At 34.8% G+C, this 19449-nt stretch carries 13 protein-coding genes; all 13 read right to left on the bottom strand.

Features of this window, described 5'->3' with window-relative positions; all coding sequences use genetic code 11:
• Window positions 1-168: 168 nt before the first annotated feature.
• Complete coding sequence (locus ACTWP4_RS21765; protein WP_443130889.1) at window positions 169-765, bottom strand: hypothetical protein; 597 nt, start codon at window positions 763-765, stop codon at window positions 169-171.
• Window positions 766-878: 113 nt separating this feature from the next.
• Complete coding sequence (locus ACTWP4_RS21760; RefSeq protein WP_443130888.1) at window positions 879-1886, bottom strand: substrate-binding domain-containing protein; 1008 nt, start codon at window positions 1884-1886, stop codon at window positions 879-881.
• A gap of 150 nt (window positions 1887-2036) precedes the next feature.
• Window positions 2037-3212, bottom strand: coding sequence for a glycoside hydrolase family 130 protein (locus ACTWP4_RS21755; protein ID WP_443130887.1), 1176 nt, complete (start codon window positions 3210-3212; stop codon window positions 2037-2039).
• Window positions 3209-4384, bottom strand: a complete 1176-nt coding sequence (locus ACTWP4_RS21750; RefSeq protein ID WP_443130886.1) for an AGE family epimerase/isomerase — start codon at window positions 4382-4384, stop codon at window positions 3209-3211. The genes ACTWP4_RS21755 and ACTWP4_RS21750 overlap by 4 nt, the downstream gene beginning before the upstream one ends.
• Before the next feature lie 250 nt (window positions 4385-4634).
• Complete coding sequence (locus tag ACTWP4_RS21745; RefSeq protein ID WP_443130885.1) at window positions 4635-7178, bottom strand: glycosyl hydrolase; 2544 nt, start codon at window positions 7176-7178, stop codon at window positions 4635-4637.
• Between the two features lie 199 nt (window positions 7179-7377).
• Window positions 7378-8298: a glycosyl hydrolase gene (locus ACTWP4_RS21740; protein WP_443130884.1), complete on the bottom strand. Its 921-nt coding sequence runs from the start codon at window positions 8296-8298 to the stop codon at window positions 7378-7380.
• 101 nt (window positions 8299-8399) lie between these two features.
• Window positions 8400-10118, bottom strand: coding sequence for an ABC transporter substrate-binding protein (locus ACTWP4_RS21735; RefSeq protein ID WP_443130883.1), 1719 nt, complete (start codon window positions 10116-10118; stop codon window positions 8400-8402).
• A gap of 68 nt (window positions 10119-10186) precedes the next feature.
• Window positions 10187-11098, bottom strand: coding sequence for a carbohydrate ABC transporter permease (locus ACTWP4_RS21730; protein WP_443130882.1), 912 nt, complete (start codon window positions 11096-11098; stop codon window positions 10187-10189).
• 12 nt (window positions 11099-11110) lie between these two features.
• The gene (locus ACTWP4_RS21725; protein WP_443130881.1) at window positions 11111-12064 is read right to left on the bottom strand and encodes an ABC transporter permease; all 954 of its coding nucleotides are present in this window, start codon (window positions 12062-12064) and stop codon (window positions 11111-11113) included.
• Window positions 12065-12214: 150 nt separating this feature from the next.
• Window positions 12215-13768, bottom strand: coding sequence for a response regulator transcription factor (locus tag ACTWP4_RS21720; RefSeq protein WP_443130880.1), 1554 nt, complete (start codon window positions 13766-13768; stop codon window positions 12215-12217).
• Complete coding sequence (locus ACTWP4_RS21715; protein ID WP_443130879.1) at window positions 13746-15488, bottom strand: sensor histidine kinase; 1743 nt, start codon at window positions 15486-15488, stop codon at window positions 13746-13748. Before ACTWP4_RS21715 ends, ACTWP4_RS21720 begins: the two co-directional genes overlap by 23 nt.
• 261 nt (window positions 15489-15749) lie before the next feature.
• Entirely contained in the window at window positions 15750-17534 is a 1785-nt protein-coding gene (locus ACTWP4_RS21710) for a methyl-accepting chemotaxis protein (RefSeq protein WP_443130878.1), read from the bottom strand.
• Window positions 17535-17605: 71 nt separating this feature from the next.
• Window positions 17606-19408, bottom strand: a complete 1803-nt coding sequence (locus ACTWP4_RS21705; protein WP_443130877.1) for an ABC transporter ATP-binding protein — start codon at window positions 19406-19408, stop codon at window positions 17606-17608.
• Between the last annotated feature and the right edge of the window lie 41 nt (window positions 19409-19449).

Here is a 19449-nt window from a genome sequence, read left to right as displayed (position 1 = left end):
CCTTGAGCTTCCTTCCGATTCCACGTCACCGTGGACACCGTTGCTTTTGGCTATGTGCTTACCGCTACTAGGTCGCACTCAGGACTTTCACCCGTTAGAGTTCGCCCATGCCGGGCGAACAAAAAAACCCTTGAGAGATTGTCTCAAGGGTTAAATATTTCCGCTCTATTATTTTTCTAGAAATGGTGGCGAATATTTGATAAAGCTGGTGGTGATACCACAACCGTATATACAAGGAGCAAGTGCGATAAATGCAACTAAGTTCCAAGTGAATAATACGTATAATATAGCTAGAATAAATAATATATATAAAGATCTTAAAGGATATTTTATCGAAGAAACGAAAGCTAACGCTAATAGACTTTTCCACTCTTTTATACCGTTAGTTAGGTAATACAATACAAAAGTATAGTTAATAACAAATAATACCATTAAATAAATAATAACAATGACAAATGCTAGACTAAACGAATGATCAGATCGGTTTGCAAAAAATAAAGCAGTGTAACTTAAAATAACAAACATCACACTAAAAAAAGAAGCAAAGTAGTACGACTGATATCCTTGATAATTTTCCTTAAATATGACACCGATATCTTCTGGATTTTCCTTTATTAAAAATTGTTCACTCGTTTTTAGTAATGACGCAGTTGCCGGTATAAAACTATAAATAACGACTCCCTTCAGAAGGTACAACCAATAATAAAAACTAATTAAAAAAAGTTTATAACAAAACTGAAATACTTTTTGAATGGAACCATTCATCCATCATCACCCTTTTACTCCATGTTGACATACAAAAACCAAGGCAATTTCACCTTGGTTTTATTTATCACGGTGTTAATCGTCCGTAAAACCCCTACCGAAAGAGGTTTACTTTATTTTACAGCTTTTACTGACTCGCGATAGATAATCTTTCCCTTCACTGCCACTCTTCCGAATTTCGCTTCTGGGTTATCCATTTTATCGCAAATAAATTTAACCGTGTTTTTTGCCATCTCCTCAATATCTACTTCTACAGTCGTCAAATGAGGTGTTGTCAGTGTGGCATAAATATCATTGTCAAATCCGACCACTGAACAATCTTCCGGTACCTTATATCCTTCTTTATTTAATCTTTCTACAAGTAAATGTGCTACCTGATCACAGTTACAGACGAAAGCAGTTGGCATTTGTTCTGGTAAATCCATTTCAATAAAGACTCCGCGGTCATCTCGATCACTAATTACATATTCTTGCTTTAAATGAATTTTATGTTCTAACAACGATTTATAGTATCCCAGAAAACGGTCCTGAATACTACTCGTAGAAAATAAATTCCCAACATACGCAATGTCTTTATGTCCTTGTTGTATTAATGAATTCGTTATTTCATAAGCTCCGTAAAAGTTATCCGTAATCACTGCATCGACATTATCATTCTCATCATAAAAATCCAGGAAAACTAAAGGCATTTCAACACTCTGCATTAGCTCAATATATTCCTTGCTAGGTTGCCCAAGCATGATAAAACCATCTACTCTTCGTTCATGATAAATGCGTGGTAACTTTAGTTGATCTTCATCCTCATTAGGTAAAATATGTATAATACCATAATAACCACGATCTTCTAAAATCTGTGCAATCGCTTGGTATACTTTTAAATAGAATGATTGTGTCATGCCAGTATAACGTTCAGGGATGATAACACAAACATTGTATGACTTACCGTCTTTCATCGATTTTGCCATCGTATTATAACGATATCCCATCTTATCCGCTAATGCTTTAATTTTTTCTTTTAATTCCTCACTAACGCCTTCTTTATCATTCAACGCTTTAGATACAGTGACACTGCTAACATTTAACTTTTCTGCAATATCTTTCATCGTGACATTAGACTTCAATTTGTTCACCCCATACTCTAACTTCCCATTTTATCCATCATAACATTTTTAAAGAAAAATTACTTAATAATTTAACTTAATTCCTGTTTATTATACCCTAAACGACATTAATCTACTTTTTTACGTGATAGAAAAGGGCGAACAGTCATGTCACCTTTTTAATAATGCCTCATTCTTTTCGATTAATTCTTTGCGTTGCTGTGCATTTTCTAAAGAACGATACGGATCTTCTGGTGTATTAAATGTGTAATCTACTAACTGATCTATCGTCGTTTTCGCGACATGAATTCTCGTATCACTGGATGCATAATAAACAAATACTTCTTTGTGTTCATTTACGACTGCACCATTACAGAAGATAACGTTAGACACATCACCTGTACGCTCTTCATCATATGGCGCAATAAAATGACCACCTGGTAAAGCAATTAGTTTCGTAGGATCTTCTAAACTCGTTGCAAATGTATAAAGAACATAACGCAAGCCTGCAGCTGTGTTACGAACACCATGTGCAATGTGAATCCAACCTTTATCCGTTTTAATCGGAGCAGGTCCTTGACCATTTTTCACTTCATAAATAGTATGATATTTCTTGCCATGAATAACTTGTTCGTCCTCAATAATCGGATTCGTTATATCCTTTGTTAATCCAAACGCAATTCCTCCACCAGAACCAGTCGAGATAAATCCGTCTTGAGGTCGAGTATAAAAGGCATACTGCCCGTCAACAAATTCAGGATGTAATACGACATTACGTTGCTGTGGTGATGGTGTCTTAATATTCGGTAAACGCTCCCAGTTTTTGAGATCGTTAGTCCGAACTAAGCCTGCTTGTGCTACCGCACTGGATGTATCAAATTCATCTGCATTCGGATCTTTACTCTCTGAACAATAAATACCGTAAATCCAACCATCTTCATGTTTGACTAATCTCATGTCATAAATATTCGTTTCTTCTTGATCGATATCTTCCCAAACAAGTGGTGTATCAATAAATTTGAATTGATCAACACCGTTTTCACTTACTGCTAAAGCAAAAATCGATTTACGATCTAATCCTTCCAAACGAACCACCATATAATATTTTCCTTCATGATAGATTGCACCAGGATTAAACGTTGCATTCACTCCTAAACGCTCCATAAAGAATGGATTCGTTTCCTTATTCAAATCGAAACGCCAATGAAGTGGCACATGGTGCCTTGTCAATGCCGGGTATTGATATTTCGTATAAACACCATTATAAAATTTTACATTTTCCGGATTTTTACGATTTATTAATTTTTCTTGTTCTACTAATAGTTGATAGTACTTTTCATGGATCATTGTTTGTTCATCCTTTCGATAAATTCTAAACAAAATCTACTATTATGATATGAGGTCTTCCAAGGCTCACCTATTGCTCTTTCAGTTGGTTGTCCATTGGACTCAATTGACCAATACCACTCTCCATTTTCACGTTCGTCCACGAGATGCTGCTTAATATAGTTCCAAAGATTATCGATTAACAATTTAAATGTTGGATCTTGTGTATGTTGAAATGCATTTAAATAGCCGACCATCGCCTCTGCCTGTACCCACCAAATTCTAGTTTTGTCATATTGGTCACTAACCTGTTCATTGATTAAAGATCCATCTTCTTGCATCGCGTATTCTGCGATATTATAAGCAATATCCAGTACCATCTGGTCAAATCTTTCGTCTTTTACACCAATCGTTTTAATCGTTTCATCCATTAACCAGCTTGCTTCTATATCATGACCGAATGATTTCATATTAACTAATGAGTTCCACTGTTTATCAAAAAACACTCCCAAAAACTTTGTATCTTTGTTATAAATCTTCTCATAATGAACTTCTAATAAATCCATTAATCGTTGTTTCAGTTCACTAGTTGGATTTGCTTTGTATAAATTGGTATAAGCCTCTAAAACGTGAATATGCGTGTTCATAGTGATATCTGCAACAACACCGTTTTCACTTAACATTTCGTTCGATACTGGATTCCAAAATTGATCAAATTCTTCAAGGTAAGCACGATTATCATTATCATAGCCTTTCTCTTCGATTAATTGATAGATTTCATTTGCTAAATTTAATGCTTCCTCTGATTTTGACGCTCGATAATACTCACTTAATCCATAAATCGCAAATGATTGGGCATATACATGTTTTCTTGTGTCTCTCGGTTGTCCTTGGTAGTTTACTAACCAATAGATTCCTTGATTTTCATGATCATATAGTTTGTTTCTAAGAAAATGATAAAGGTGATGTGCACGTTCTAAGTATTTTTCTTTCCCAGTAACACGATATGCTGCCGAAAAAGTCCAGAGGAATCTCGCCGTCGCAATCCCACCTTTATCTGCTAGTTTTTGGATTTCAAGATTATAGTCTACTTCACCGTAAAATCCGCCATATTGTTCATCCTTCAACTTCATCCAAAACGGGAGGATTTTTTGTTCTAAATGTTGTTGGATTTCGTCTGTAAGCTTTTTCATAAATGGAACCCCCTTTTTTTATGTTTATCGATAACTTAACAAAATAATAATAATTAACTTATCGTTGTTTGTCAATTACCTACTTCGAAATTTAGTTTCAGCTTGAAAATCCCTCCTTTCCTATTCTTAGAAAAGAAGGGATTTGAGTTTAGATTATTTCCTTATTACTCCACAATTCAAGTTTTTGTTAGTATAATATCCTCAGATAAAAGTACCTATTCCCTAATCTAACGGTAACTGTTTTTTTAAACTAATTAATATTTTCACTTATTTTTTTACTTGCAAAAAATATAATCCCTATGCCCAAAATAAGTAGAATCCCCCCCAATAACAACCATTCATATATTGATGTGGCAGTATCTGGAAGACTACTTTCTACATTTTGATTTTTCAGTTCCTTTGTTTGGTTATCGTTTACTTTTTCATCATTGTTAATAGTTTGTTTATCTATTGGTTGCTCTTCCTGTTTATTTGTATCCTTGTTCTCTTGATTTTCATCCTCTAGCTCCATCACTATATCATCAACATCAAATACTGAAAAAGCGGTAAAATGATCAGTATCTGCAGTTATCCAATTATTTTCGATAGTTCCACCAATTACTTCCCATACCGACTGTTGTGCATCCCAATAATAGATTTTTTGATTTTTACTAGGTTTTTCAACAAAAAAAGACAGTTGAATGGCTGAAGAAAATTGATCGATAGCCTGTCCATTTTGAACGAATGTCACATCATATATTCTTGTCGCTGCATGCTCACCGTTTTTTAACTCTGATGTTTTTATTTTAGCTATCTTTAATATTAGTGGTGAAACAGTTTTAAAGGATTGCAAATCAAAATTTAAACGGAAATCTTTCTTGACTACTTGAATATCACTATTTTTTTCCTTTAAAATATTTAATTGCTCTTGATTAAACACAATTTCTGTATTGTCAGTATCTTCTGGCACATGTAATTTAAGCACGCCGTTGTTTACTAGATTATTTACTTCACCCTCCGGTAAAATAAGGTGATCTTTTTCTCGCACAAGCTCTGTAGTAATAAAGTTCGCTAACCTTGTTACATGCAACTCATATGTCACTTTCGTTCCGTCTTCTGCTGTAACTTCGATATTTATGAGATTCTCTCCTAATTTGAGCTTAATGGGCTTTGTTAAATCTTTATTACCATTTATGATGATAGTTGCTTCACTCGAGTTAGCAACAGGGTTCAGTGTTATTTCTTCTACTGACTCTGTTACTTCTAAGTAATATTCCTTTACATCCTTAGAAATGCTTGGGGTAAGTACACCTGTATTCACCGTTAAATCCTGGAGACTCGCATCTGAACTTTCCTCAAGTCCATAAGATTTCAAATCTGGAAGTTCTTCCAATGTAATAACATTTTCGTGGTTATATACTTTCTTTAAATGCTCATTACTATTATTATCTGTTACTAAGCCAATCCAAGTTGTAAAATAGCTATACATGGAGTTATAGGTGTTTAACATATCTGGATCAGGGATAGGGCCATTTTCTGTCATTGCAATTAACTTCTTGTTCGAAGAAAGGTCTACAAGTGCTTCATATTTATCATTTTGCGGGGAATAATTATACTCTCCTGGATAAGAGTCAAAACTAACAATATCAACATAATCATCACCAGGGTACCAATTTGGATCAACCGAATTCCATACCCATATTAAATTATTTAAATGATGATAATTGGTTAATCGGTCATACATTAGTTTCCACAGCTTTTTAGTAGGTTCAGGTCCTTTAGCTCCCCACCAGAACCATCCTCCTTCTGCTTCATGTAATGGTCTCCATAAAACTGGCACATTTGCATCTTGTAGTCTTTTTAATTCAGCTGCGATCGCATCGATATCTCGAATAAGCAATTGATAATCTTCCGAATCGGGATTATTCATTGCATATTTCACGTCAAAAGTCGTTGCATCTGTATAGAATCCACTCCACCAAGGTTGCTCTTCTGTATCAATGAGGTCTTTTGGTGCGTTCCAATGCCAAGAAAATGCAACAATCCCCCCGCGCTCATCCCATTCAAGCGCAATGTCAACATCATGAGAAATTGCTCCTCTCTCGACACGTGACGGACTGTAATCCATCAAGTCTAAGCCTAGAATAGCTGGCGTTTTTCCTGTTAACTCTTTAATATGTTTGACATCAGCTAAATCATTATTAGCATCATCTTGTTGACCTGAAATTATATTTTCACCAAAGTTATCCACTAAATAGCTAAACAAAGCCTTTGATTCTTTCGTTGCATTAGGATTGATTAATTGTTTTTTAACTTCATGATCAATTGGCGGTGGTGCTAAAGATAACTTGATATAGTCAAGTGCAAAGTGTGTCCAATTTGGTGTAAAAGAAATAGTGTTCACCCCATCATTAAGTAACACTTTTCCCATTGCAGCTTCTCCAAAACCGTCTCCTAATTTAAAGGAAGTAAATGGTTCCCCGTTCAATTGCATATTGGTGTGTTTACCTTCACCATATATTCCACCATAACCCACTGTTAGGTTATATAAAGCAGTGTTTGGCACTTCAATAGTAAAGGTAACTTTAGAATCCTCCTCAGCAAAATCACCTACATAACCAGTTCCAGAAAAACCAGACACATCATCTTGCACTATGAGTCCGGTTAGGGAAGCTTCTTCCGCCTCCAGCTTCAATTCTTTAACTTCCTCTACAACTTCTACATTTTCTGCAAATACATTTGATTCAGATAAAACTAGTACCAAAGTAATAACTGATAGTAAAATAATTGTTCTAATAAATAAATACCTTCTCAATATTAACTACCTCCATAGATTTATTAAGGTTAAAACGTTTACATTTTTAGTTTTTGCAAAATTAACAACATATCTACTGAGAATTTCATTAGAAGTAGAATGAATAACTATATGATAAGTAATAGAACTCTTCCAGATATTTTTCAGGCCTAGTAAGTCTTTAAAGACCTTAGCGCTTGTAGAAAAACACTTTCTATCTTTATTTCATGTTAGGCAGTTTATCTAACGTAATTACATACTCGTGATTATATACAGTACTTAAATAACCGGGTGTATTTTGTTCCTTAACGTGTATAGTATGCCATGTTAAGAACCACACCCATTTCGCATTCTTTTCCAACATTTCATCAGGATTTGGAATAGTGCCACACTCATGAAAAGCTACCGGCACTTTTTCACCTACAATATCAACAACTTTTTGATATAAATCAGCTTGTGGTCCTGGATTATACGTATCCGCACCAGCAATATCAACATATTCAGTTCCCGGATACCATCCATCTTTTATTTCTCCAGAATAACCAAGTACCCAAATCAAATTGTTTAAACCGTGATAATTTGTATAACGGTGATACATGAAGCGCCATAACTTTATAAATTGTACTGCTCCACCTTTCCCCCACCAGAACCAGCCTCCGTCAAATTCATGAAATGGCCTCCAAAGAATTGGTACTCCTGCAACCTGCAACTTTTTTAGTTCTTCTGCAACCTCATCCATTTTAGCAAGCATACCCTTATATAAATCTGTACCTTCTGTTAATACTTCTTCTAAATCAATAGTTCCTTTTGAAGATTCGTACCCTGTTCCATCTGGAGGGGTACCCCAATGCCAACATATTGATACAATTCCCCCCTTTTCCCACCATTCTATGGATCTGTTATTGATACTTTGGTAGTCTTCATTGATATAGTCAAGCCCCCTAATAGCTGGTAGTTTACCTGTTTTTGCTTTTATATAATCTAGTTCGTCATCTGCTGGTGCTTTCCCATCTGACTCTTGTTGTCCGGAGAGAATGTTCTTTCCATAAATACTACAAATATACTCAAATAATCTTTTTGCTTCATAACTGGCCTTAGAATTGGATAAATTCCTTTTGTTAATACCTTCATTACTTTCCATTACTAGTTCCTCCTTCAATTTTCATGTTTAAAACACATCTTTGAAAACAATAAGGCAATCCACGGAATACTGAATAGTTCTCGTGGATTGCCTTAAATTGATTAGTTACTCCATAATTCCACTTTATCTTGGATTAATTTCGAATATTCTTCTTCTGCTTTTTCAATATTTGCCTTTTCAAGTGAAGTCATAAATTCATCCCATACCGTGTCAAATTGATCTGGATTAGCTAATATTGCTTTCGGCACGAGTTGTTTTGTAATATCTAAAGCTCTCTGATTAAGTGTTTGTAGTTCCGAGTTAGCAGGAATGGAAATATTATAAGCTGCACCCCATGGTTTGACAGGGAATTCATCAGCTAAAGGGAATAAATCTTGCCACAATTCCACACCATACGCTTCTAGTACTTCTTTTTCAATTTCTGTTTGATTTTCTATGACTATTTCACGTGTATTTGTTGTAAAAGGCTGCCCCGATGAATCTAAAACGCCATCACCATAACGTGGAGCAAATCTGGCAAAGTTATAGCCAATACCAGTTTTCTTTAAATATTCTTGATCAGAGTTTCGTTTTTCCCATTCTTCTTCAGGAATGACACGTTTACCATCAACAATTTCATGGTGCTCACCTTCAATACCCCAGTTCAGCATGATTTGTGTTTCTTCAGATGCTAAATAATCTAGAAATTTAATGGCTCGCACTGGATCCTCACAATCTTCTGTAATACTAATCCCCCAACCGACCTGAAGGCCATTGCTTTGATACGTATGACTCTTATAATCTTCATTTAAAGTAACTGGATATACACCATACATCCTTTCTTCCATACCGGCTTCACGCAAGGCTTCTTGCGCATTATACATTAAATAATCTGGGCCGATTGTAGCTAAGACTCTTCCAGAAGAAAGCTTTGAATCAAATTGATCACTTTTTTGCACAAACATTTCGGAATCGACTAGACCTTCCGCATTCATCTCATTCCACCATTGAAACACCTCTTTTTCCACGGGACGACGATAATGTAATTTTGCTTCATACGTTTCCGGGTCTACATAATATTCTCCGTCATCACTTGCCCCAGTCATCATAAAACCTGAATTCAGAAAAGAGGATTGAATTCTCCAGCTATCAGTATTCATTGTTAAACCGATAGTTGGTTGACCATCAATTTCTGGATATAATTCTTTATAATCTTTTAATACTTTTTTTAAATCATCTAATGTTCTGATTTCTGGGTAACCTAATTCCTTCACCACCGCATGCTGTACCCATGCACCATAGCCAGGCGTCAACGCTTGATGATCTACAGGAGACGTTGTTAAAACATAAATAGACGGATCATCCTCACTCCATTTCAAACGATTTATTCCATCTTCACCTAACATCTTTTTAATATTTGGAGCATGCTCTTCAATTAATGGCGCAAGATCTATCAAAGCTTCTGCATCTACTAATTGTCCCGCACCTTTGGATACAATCATATCAGGATAATCTCCGCTGGCTATCATTAAAGGAATCTTCGTTTGACCACCTTCAATGTCAAATTCAGGATCTAAGGTAACTCCAGTATCTTCCTTAATTTTGCGACCGACAGGTGTGTCCATGTCCTCTACCCAATCAGAGTTTGTATCCGAATCAAAAACTGTAAATGTAACGGGCTCTGATTGATCAGATGTACTATCATTTAATCCTGTATCCTCTTCATTTGTTTGACTATTTTCAGAGGACCCATCACTTTCCTCTGAATTTTGGCACGCGACAACCCATAATAGTAGTAACAAAATAAAAACTAGTTGCACACTTCTTTTCAATAACCCCACTCTTATTCCTCCCATTCTATTTATATCTAATTGTATAAACAGGTATCATTACCTGAAAACACCGCTTTTTATTGCTTTACTGCTCCAAGTGTCATACCTTGGATAAAATATCGTTGTACAAATGGATAAACCATAATAATGGGTATAACAGTAACCATCGTAATGGCCATTTTTATTGATTGTGGTGACACTCTTACTTGTTGCTCATCATTAGGTCGCATTACATTAGCATCCTGCCCTCCACCCATGGTGGTATTATCTAATATTTTCATTAACTCATATTGCAACGTCGTTAAACTTTCATTCATACTGTTATATAAATACGTATCAAACCATGAATTCCATTGACCAACCGCTACGAATAGAGCTATTGTAGCCAACACTGGTTTACAAAGTGGTAAAATAATACGATAAAAAATAACAAAATCATTCGCTCCGTCCATCTTCGCGGATTCTTGCAGGGAAAAAGGTAAACCATCCATAAATGAACGGATAATAATAATATTAAAAGCGCTTACTAATCCAGGTAATATATAAACCCAAAAAGAGTTGATTAATCCTAAATCTCTTATTAACATATATCCCGGAATTAATCCCCCAGAAAAATACATTGTAAGTACAATCGCCGTGGAAACAAACCTTCTTCCTTGAAAATCGGTTCTACTTAAAGTAAAAGCGACCATAGCTTGAATAAATACACCTATTACCGTTCCAATTATTGTCCTTAAAACAGAATTCACAAAACCCGTTACAAGATTGTCATATTTCAAAATCTCTAAATAATTATTTAAAGTAAATTCTCTCGGCCAAATATATATACCACCTCTAACTGTGTCAGTAGAATCATTTAAGGAGATTGCTAAAACATTCAAAAATGGATATAAAGTGGCAACAATAACAAAAGATAAAAAAAGGTAATTTACGATATCAAAAATTTTCTCTCTCACAGTTGTTTGGTAGAGATCTGATGGATTCGCCAATTGACTCCCCTCCTACATAACACTTTGATTCGAGTATTTTCTAAATATTCCATTCGCTAGCAACAATAAGAAAATACTAACGACTGAATTAAAAATACCAATTGCTGTTCCGTATGAAAATTGCCCTAAACCAATACCGTAGTTAAGCGCATACAATTCCAACACTTCTGCATACTCAATCACAAGTGAATTACTTAATAGCATCTGTTTTTCAAAGCCAATCTGGATTAAATGGCCAATATTTAAAATTAAAACAACTAAAATAGTAGGTCTAATGCCTGGAAGTGTAATATGCCAAATTTGTCTAAACCTGCTGGCACCATCAACCTTGGCAGCTTCGTATAGCTGTGGATCTAACCCCGCAATTGCTGCTAGGAAAATAATAGCGTTCCATCCCATCTCTTTCCATATATCAGAGACGGTTACTATTGTCCAAAACCATTTGCCTTCAGCCATAAATTGATATGGTTGATCCAAAATTCCCATTCCCACTAACAGATCATTGATGATTCCTCCATCCGTAGATAGCATTTTTGTAACAATACCTGCCACAACTACCCATGAAACGAAGTGTGGTAAGTAGGTGATAGTTTGCGTTACTCTTTTAAATAAAGAATGACGGACTTCGTTCAGTAAAATAGCAAAAACAATAGGAATAGTAAATCCAAATAACAGTCCCAGAAAACTCATAGCAAGTGTATTACGTAGTGCTAAGAAAAATCGCTCATCTTGGAATAATTGTATAAAATGATGAAAGCCTACCCATTCTTGTTGCCAAAATGAACTTCCAGGAACATAATTTTGAAAAGCCATCGTCCAACCCCACACAGGTAAATAATTGAAGACGAAAACCCATGCAACAAATGGTAATGACATTGCATAAAGCATTTTTTGACTTTTAAAAGCTTTCCAAAACAGACTATACTTTTTTAGTTTTTTTCCTTGTCTTTTTTCAGCTACATCCATATGCCCTCCTCCTTTGTTAAACTAATGTTAACTTAATGAATAACTTTATAAAACCCGATAAATTAATAATCATTTCATATAAAAAATAAAGAAAACGCCCCAAAAATAGGAAGCGCTTTCTTTTGAAGTGAATATATTCATTGATGCAATTTATTCTTTTAAAAATGTATTAACAGCACTGGAATCTTCCTTGATCTCTTTTTTCTTAGCTTTGCGGTAAACGGATGGGGACGTTCCTTCATACTTTTTAAACTTACTATGAAAATAATCTGAAGTCGTATATCCAACCATTTTCGCTACTTCATATACTTTAAAACCCTCCATTAATAAACGTTTACTATTTTCCATTCTTACTTTGTCTAAATAGGTTTTAAAGTACTCTCCAGTTGTTTCCTTAAATACTTTCCCTAAATATACTTTGTGATAATGTAATAGCTCTGCCATTGTATCCAATTTAATATTTCTGTTGTAGTTTTTGTTGATAAAATCAATCATACGCTTCACTATTAAATCTGATTCATCAACATCAATTACAGAAGATAGTTCTTTAAAATGTTCAAAAGTGATTTTGATCAGTTGTTTTACGTGATGACTTTGTTGAATGCGAACAATATCACTAAGCTTGATCGTTATTTTATCTTGGACTTGCGGATAATGAGAGGCTAATTTGTTATTAATATAGGTTAGTATTGTAGTGATTTTTTGTTTGATCTCTGTTTCTGTATCGCTTGATTGTGCTACTTTCACTATTACTTCGATAATAAGTTGCTTGAACGTATTTTCATCACCTATTTCAACTGCATAAAATAACTTTTCTTTACAATCGGATAGCTGTGCTACAGATTTATCGATGCTTCGCTCTTTAATCATAGGTGTATAAGGAGTAATGATATACTCTTCCTCATAGAAAAAGCTTTCTTGTAGAAAGGATACCGCCTGCCGATAACAATTAGCTACACTTTCAAGTTGTTCAACATAGTTAGACACAGCACCAATGAATTCGAGTTTTTGTTCTTTTAAACAATGATAAATAGGATAATATACTTTTTCCGTATTACTACCGGCATAGCTTTCCTTTACTAAAACACCTATATAGCAGTCTTTTATAAATAGAACTCCATCTTCTTGATTTACACTTCGTCTTATAGATTTAACAATATCAACTAAATCTAATTGCTTTTTATCAAAAAATTTTATTAATAGAATGGCATAGTAGTTCCAGCCATTTTTCTCTTGAAAGAAACAGCTGACTTCTTTCGTTATTTTTTGTTGGATAATTAAATCTATATAACTTTGTGATTGATCAAGCTTTTCTTTATCCTTTGTTTCTTCTGCAAATGCTTTGTTTATCTTTTTTAAATAACTAATTAGTTCTTCCTCTTCCAATGGTTTTAATAAATAACCTTCTACATGATATTGTATCGCCTGTTTCGCATACTGAAATTCTGCATATCCACTAAGTATCAGGAATTTGACTACTTGATCTTGTTCTCGAATAGTTTTTATCGTCTCAATGCCAGACATTTTCGGCATTTTGATGTCTATAATGATCAGATCTGGCGAGTGTTGCTTATATTTTTCGATTGCTATAAAACCATCTGATGCTGTATCTACTACTTCAAAACCAAATCTTTTCCAATCAACTAGAGTAACAATTCCTTGCCGCGTTCGTCTTTCATCATCAACTATTATTACCTTCAACAATTTTATCTCCTCCTAATATGATCGAAAAAGAGACACTTGTTCCAACACCTTCTTTACTTGTAATCATTAAGCCACTATTTTCTCCATATAAGAGTTTTAATCTGTGATGGACATTTCGCAATCCTATTCGAACCCCCTGTTGCTCTTCCTTCTTATCTAATACTTGATAAATGCTAGTAATTTTCTCCTGACTCATACCTATTCCATTATCACTTACACTTATGATTAGTTGATTTTCCATCATTTTTGATGATATGATCACTTTTCCACCCGTTCTGCGTTGTTCTAACCCATGAATCACACTATTCTCCACTAAAGGTTGGATAATTAGCGGTGGTATTAATAGTTGTTTGGTAGCAGGATCGATATCAAACAAATACTCTAACCTCTCTTCATAGCGAAATTTTTGGATATCCAAATACCACTGTATGACTTCTAATTCCCTTGCTAGTTCTATGCTCCCCGTACCAACTTCAATATTATTTCGCATTAATTTACCTAACAGTTTGACTACATTTGCTATTTCTGTGTCACCTTTATAGTGAGCTTCCATTCTAATCGATTCTAAACAATTAAATAAAAAATGAGGATTAATTTGAGACGCCATCATTTTGAATTTAATTTCATTTTGTCTCCTTTCAAGTAAAGCCTTTTGTTGATTACCATGTTCCACTTTGCGTATTAACGTTTTTGTATTTTGCACCATCTGATCTAGGTTCTTTGCTAATTTTCCGATTTCATCATTACCATCTATTACAATACGTGTATGGAAATTCCCTTTAGAAACTCTATCTATTTGGCTGCCCAACATGATTAATCGATTGGAAAATAATTTAGATACTATATATATAAGAATAATAGCAATACAAATAGTTATCGATACTAAAACAGTCCCCATTTTCCCAAACTGGTGTGCATTTTTGACAATCTTATCATCTTCAATGACTGAAATAATCGACAACTGATTGTCTGTATTTTGCAGGGGAATTGAATGGACAAATATCCGTCTAGGTTGCTCCGCTTTCTGATCATGAAAAATACCTGTTTCTCCTGCTAATACATTATCCTCTTGAATAAAATCGTTTAGCTTATGTCCTATTTGTTTCTTGTTATTTGACGCTATAATATTATTTTGATCATCCACTAGCATCGTTAAAGAAGATTCTTGAGACAAAATAGTTGTTAGCGTTTTCAAGTTTACATTAATAACGAGTACTCCATTAGTTTGATAAGAGGGAAAATCAATTCTACGAACCAAACTTAGATACTTTGCATCTTTTTTTGTTTCATCTTGTATATATAGCCAATGAATAAGACCTGGGTTCTCCATCGCAAATTGGTACCAATCCGCCTCTTTTATATTTGAATCTACCGGGATAATCCCCCAGTTATTGATAAGTGTAGAGTTATCCATATAAAAGCGAATATTAGAAATTTCCGACTCATATATTTTCTGGTACTCTTCAAAGGTACTATATTCCCAATAATCTGAAATAACTTGATAAGTTGTTTCATATTTATTGTTGACGATGTCCTCAAGGCGATAATCTAGCATGAAATTATTAGAGATATAAATAGGTACTTTTAATACTTCCAGTGACCGTTCCTTTACCCTTTCCATATTAATTTCAGCTTGTTCCTCTGCTTCTTCAATTGCTTGATTTTTTAATTCATTTGTTAAATAACCTCCAACAATCACAACAGGAATAAAAACAACCAACACAAACGTGATAAATAATTTATTTCTTACATTTATATTGTTTACAATATTCTTGATACGTTTAAGAATATTAACCCCCCCAATGAAGCTAATCGATTAAGTTATCAGTTGTATATTCATTATATATCATAAAACGAGTAACATACTAGATTTTTTTCATTAAATTGCGATTCTTTATCAAAGCTTCATAACAGTACATCCGCAAGTTTATATGCATATAAAAAGCCGACGAAAGATTAAATTGCTTTCACCGGCTTTCCTTTATACTTTAAATCTCGCAAATGTTTCTTCTAATTCATGTGCCATCGATGCTAATTCTTGTGATGAAGCTAGTAATTGTTGCATTGCTGCATTTTGCTGTTCAGAGCCTGCTGCAATTTGTTCGATACTTTCTGCTGACTTTTCAGAGATTTCCCGAATATTAGTGGTCGCCTTGCTTACTTGATCTATTTTGCTATTTGTAACGTCAATCATTTCGCTAGCTTGCTGATTATGGTTATTTAATGTTTCGATCGATCCTGATAAATGACCAAAAACCGTGCCTACCCCTTTTACTTTCTTTACACCTAAGTTTACCGATTCCGTACTCATTTCCATTACATCAACTGCTTGATCGGTATCCTCTATAGATGTAGCAATTAAAGACTGGATATTCTCCGTCGCATTTGCTGTCTGTTCTGCCAACTTTCGAACTTCATCTGCGACAACAGCAAATCCTTTTCCATGATCACCAGCTCTGGCTGCCTCTATCGTTGCATTTAGTGCTAATAGATTTGTTTGCGATGAAATGGAATGAATCATATCTACAATACTACTAATCTTTGAAGAATGTTCACTTAATGAGTGTATAATTGCTGCTATTCTGTCTACCTGTGTTTTAACAAGATTCATCTGTTCTACCGTATTCGTTACATCTTTAGTTCCAGTCTCTATCTCTTGTTTCGTTTCATTACTCAAGCGAATGGCCGCTTCCATTGTTGACGTTACTTCTGTCCAAGATCTTTTCATTTCTTCCATAATATCTGTCGTTTGTTGAACCGTTTGAACCTGGTCTTCACTGCCATTTGCTATATCTACCATCGTAGAAGTGATCTGCGTATTCACTTCGGTTGTTTCTTCTGCATTTTCTCTTAAGGTTTTCGACATATTTGTTACTGTTTCCGTCGTTTCTAATAATCGCACAATCGAATGTTGCAGATGATTGGCCATTCGGGTCATCGCATTTTGGATAACGGCAATTTCATCTTGACCTTCTGCCTCGATTCGTTCAGCAGTTAGATCTCCATCTCCCAAACGTTTCGCAAAACTTGCTAAATCTGCAAATCTTTTAGACATTCTTCTATTTACTACTACTAATATCAGAATGGAACTAACTACAACCAATACAACAATCGTTGTGACTACAATCATCGTTATGGTTGATTGTTTTTGCATATTGTCTTGTAAATCACTTCGCTCTGATAACATTAGATCCTTTAATTCCATTAATTCTTGAATCGTATAATTTCGTAATGTTGTTGCTTGGTTATGTAAATCAGTCTGAACAAAGATGTCAACTCTTTCGCCATTATCTCGATATTCTGCTGTTTTGGGAATGATTTCATCAAAAAATAACTGATCCATTTGTTCATTATAATCTAATACTTTTTCATAAATTCTTTGTTGTTCTTCTGTCTCTAATTGTGCTTCAATCATTTCCACAGAGGTCATGAATGCATCACCTTCAGCCTGATAGTCTTCCGCTGTCGTTGTTGGATGTTGCTCCGTTAAAATATCTGATATAATAATTGATTTTTGTTTAAAGGTAGAAGCCATTTCTACAATTTCTATTGATGCATTACTTTTTTCATCTACTGCTTGTGATTCTTGTAATACCCCATTCATTGATAGTATGGTAATCAATGATGATAGTACAAACAGCACTAAAACACCAGCGAACAATAAGCCATATTTTTGACCAATTTTTCGCTCCGTCAGAAAATCACGATTCCAACGCAGTTTTTTAATATTCATTTTGGGCAAAGATATTTTTCTCCATCTTTTCATATGAAATCCCCTTCCATCTCTTAAACTGGCAACAGCTTCGACACCGATAACGAAGGTGTCGCTAATTGAACTCAGGAAATCTGCACTGCTTCTGATGCCATTTTGATCTGATAAAATTCTCCTTGTTTCTTTACTAACTCGTCATAGGTCCCCATTTCCACACACTGACCATTTTTCATCACGACAATACGGTCTGCGTCTCGAATCGTTGATAATCGATGTGCCACAATGAAGGTTGTTTTTCCTTTAATTAATTCTTTCATAGCATCTTGAATTAATTTTTCTGATACATTATCTAAAGCCGAAGTAGCCTCATCCAAAATAACCATTTGCGGTTTTCGAATAAAAGCTCTAGCAATGGCAATCCGCTGTCTTTGACCACCAGACATCCGATCACCATGTTCCCCAATTTTTGTTTCTAGACCGTCCGGTAATTCATTAATAATATCTTGTAAATTAGCCATTTTAACTGCTTGTTGCACCTCTTCTTCTGTAACCTCTGCTAAACCATATGTGATATTATCACGGATGGATCCCGAGAACAGAATTGTATTCTGCGGCACTACCGCTATCATTTTACGGAAGCTTCTCATACTCCAATCATCCATCGGTAAGTCATCTATTAAAATTCTTCCATTACTAGGTCGATAAAATCCTGTTACAAGATTCAAAATAGTAGATTTACCTGCTCCAGATTCACCGACAAAAGCAATGGTTTCACCTGGTTTTACATCTAGCTGGAAGTCTGTTAATACATGTTTATCTGAATCACGATACTTAAAATAAACATGATCAAAATCTACTTTACCGTCTAACTTTTTCAGCTTCGTTCTCCCCTGGTATTCTTGCGTCTCCTTCGCAAAAAGAATTTCAGAGATCGAATGAACTGATTCAAAGCCTTTTGCTAATTGCGGATAAATGTTAATTACTCCGGAAATAGACATTAAAATTTGCGTGAAATATGTCTGGTATAACACAACATCCCCAATCGGTATTTGGCCTTGATAAGCAAGATACACTGTAAAAAGTAAACATAAGACTTGGAATAGTTGAAATGCCACCCAGTTACTTGCTCCAAAGAATGCCTCTGTAATATCCAAGCGATAACCTTTCCCACGAACATGGTGTAATAATGAATCTACTTTATTAATCTCTACTTTTTCTAATCCGTGTGCTCTTGTTACCGGGATCATCTCTACTGTTTCGGCAACTTGACCAGACATTTCTTCTACTTGCTCCCGAAATTCTCGATTTCGTCTCGTTAACTTCCCACGGAAAAAATAAACAATCAAAATCGAAATTGGAATCGCCACCAAAAAGAAGGATGTTACAGTCCAACTTCTATTTGCCGTTACTGCAATCGCCACAATCACATTCATAATTGCCGGCAATACACCCATCATCGTCTGTTTAGACATAATCTCGATCATCTCAACGTCACGCAACACTTTCGCCTGTAACTTCCCTGACCTTAATTCACCATGAAATGAAATGGAGAGATGTTGTAATTTGCGGATTAACGTACTTCTCAAACCAGCCTCTACATGTCGAATAGCTTTACTCATAAAACTAATATGTAATATTTGACTCGGCAAATTTTGAATAATGACAATCGTTAATACTATGATATTCATCCATAAATAACGTACGTCATAAGCACTTGAATCAGATGCAAAATTGATTAGATTTGCCGTTACAATCGGCAGAATCCAAACAGGTGAATGTTTTAGCAAAAAGAATATAAATGAGACAAATAATTTCAGATAATGACCTCGGTACATGACGTGTAATGTTCTAAAGAGTCGACCTTTTATATCTTGTTGCTCTTCGAATCGTTTCTCGAAGTCTAAAGAAATACCATTATGGTTAGACACATTATCCCTCCTGTATATTTATATCGGATCATAACTTAATC

The organism is Gracilibacillus sp. D59 (genome assembly GCF_052246695.1).
GTDB lineage: Bacteria > Bacillota > Bacilli > Bacillales > Amphibacillaceae > Gracilibacillus.
The sequence above is the reverse complement of the archived record's forward strand: the minus strand, read 5'-3'. Positions and strand labels throughout refer to the sequence as shown.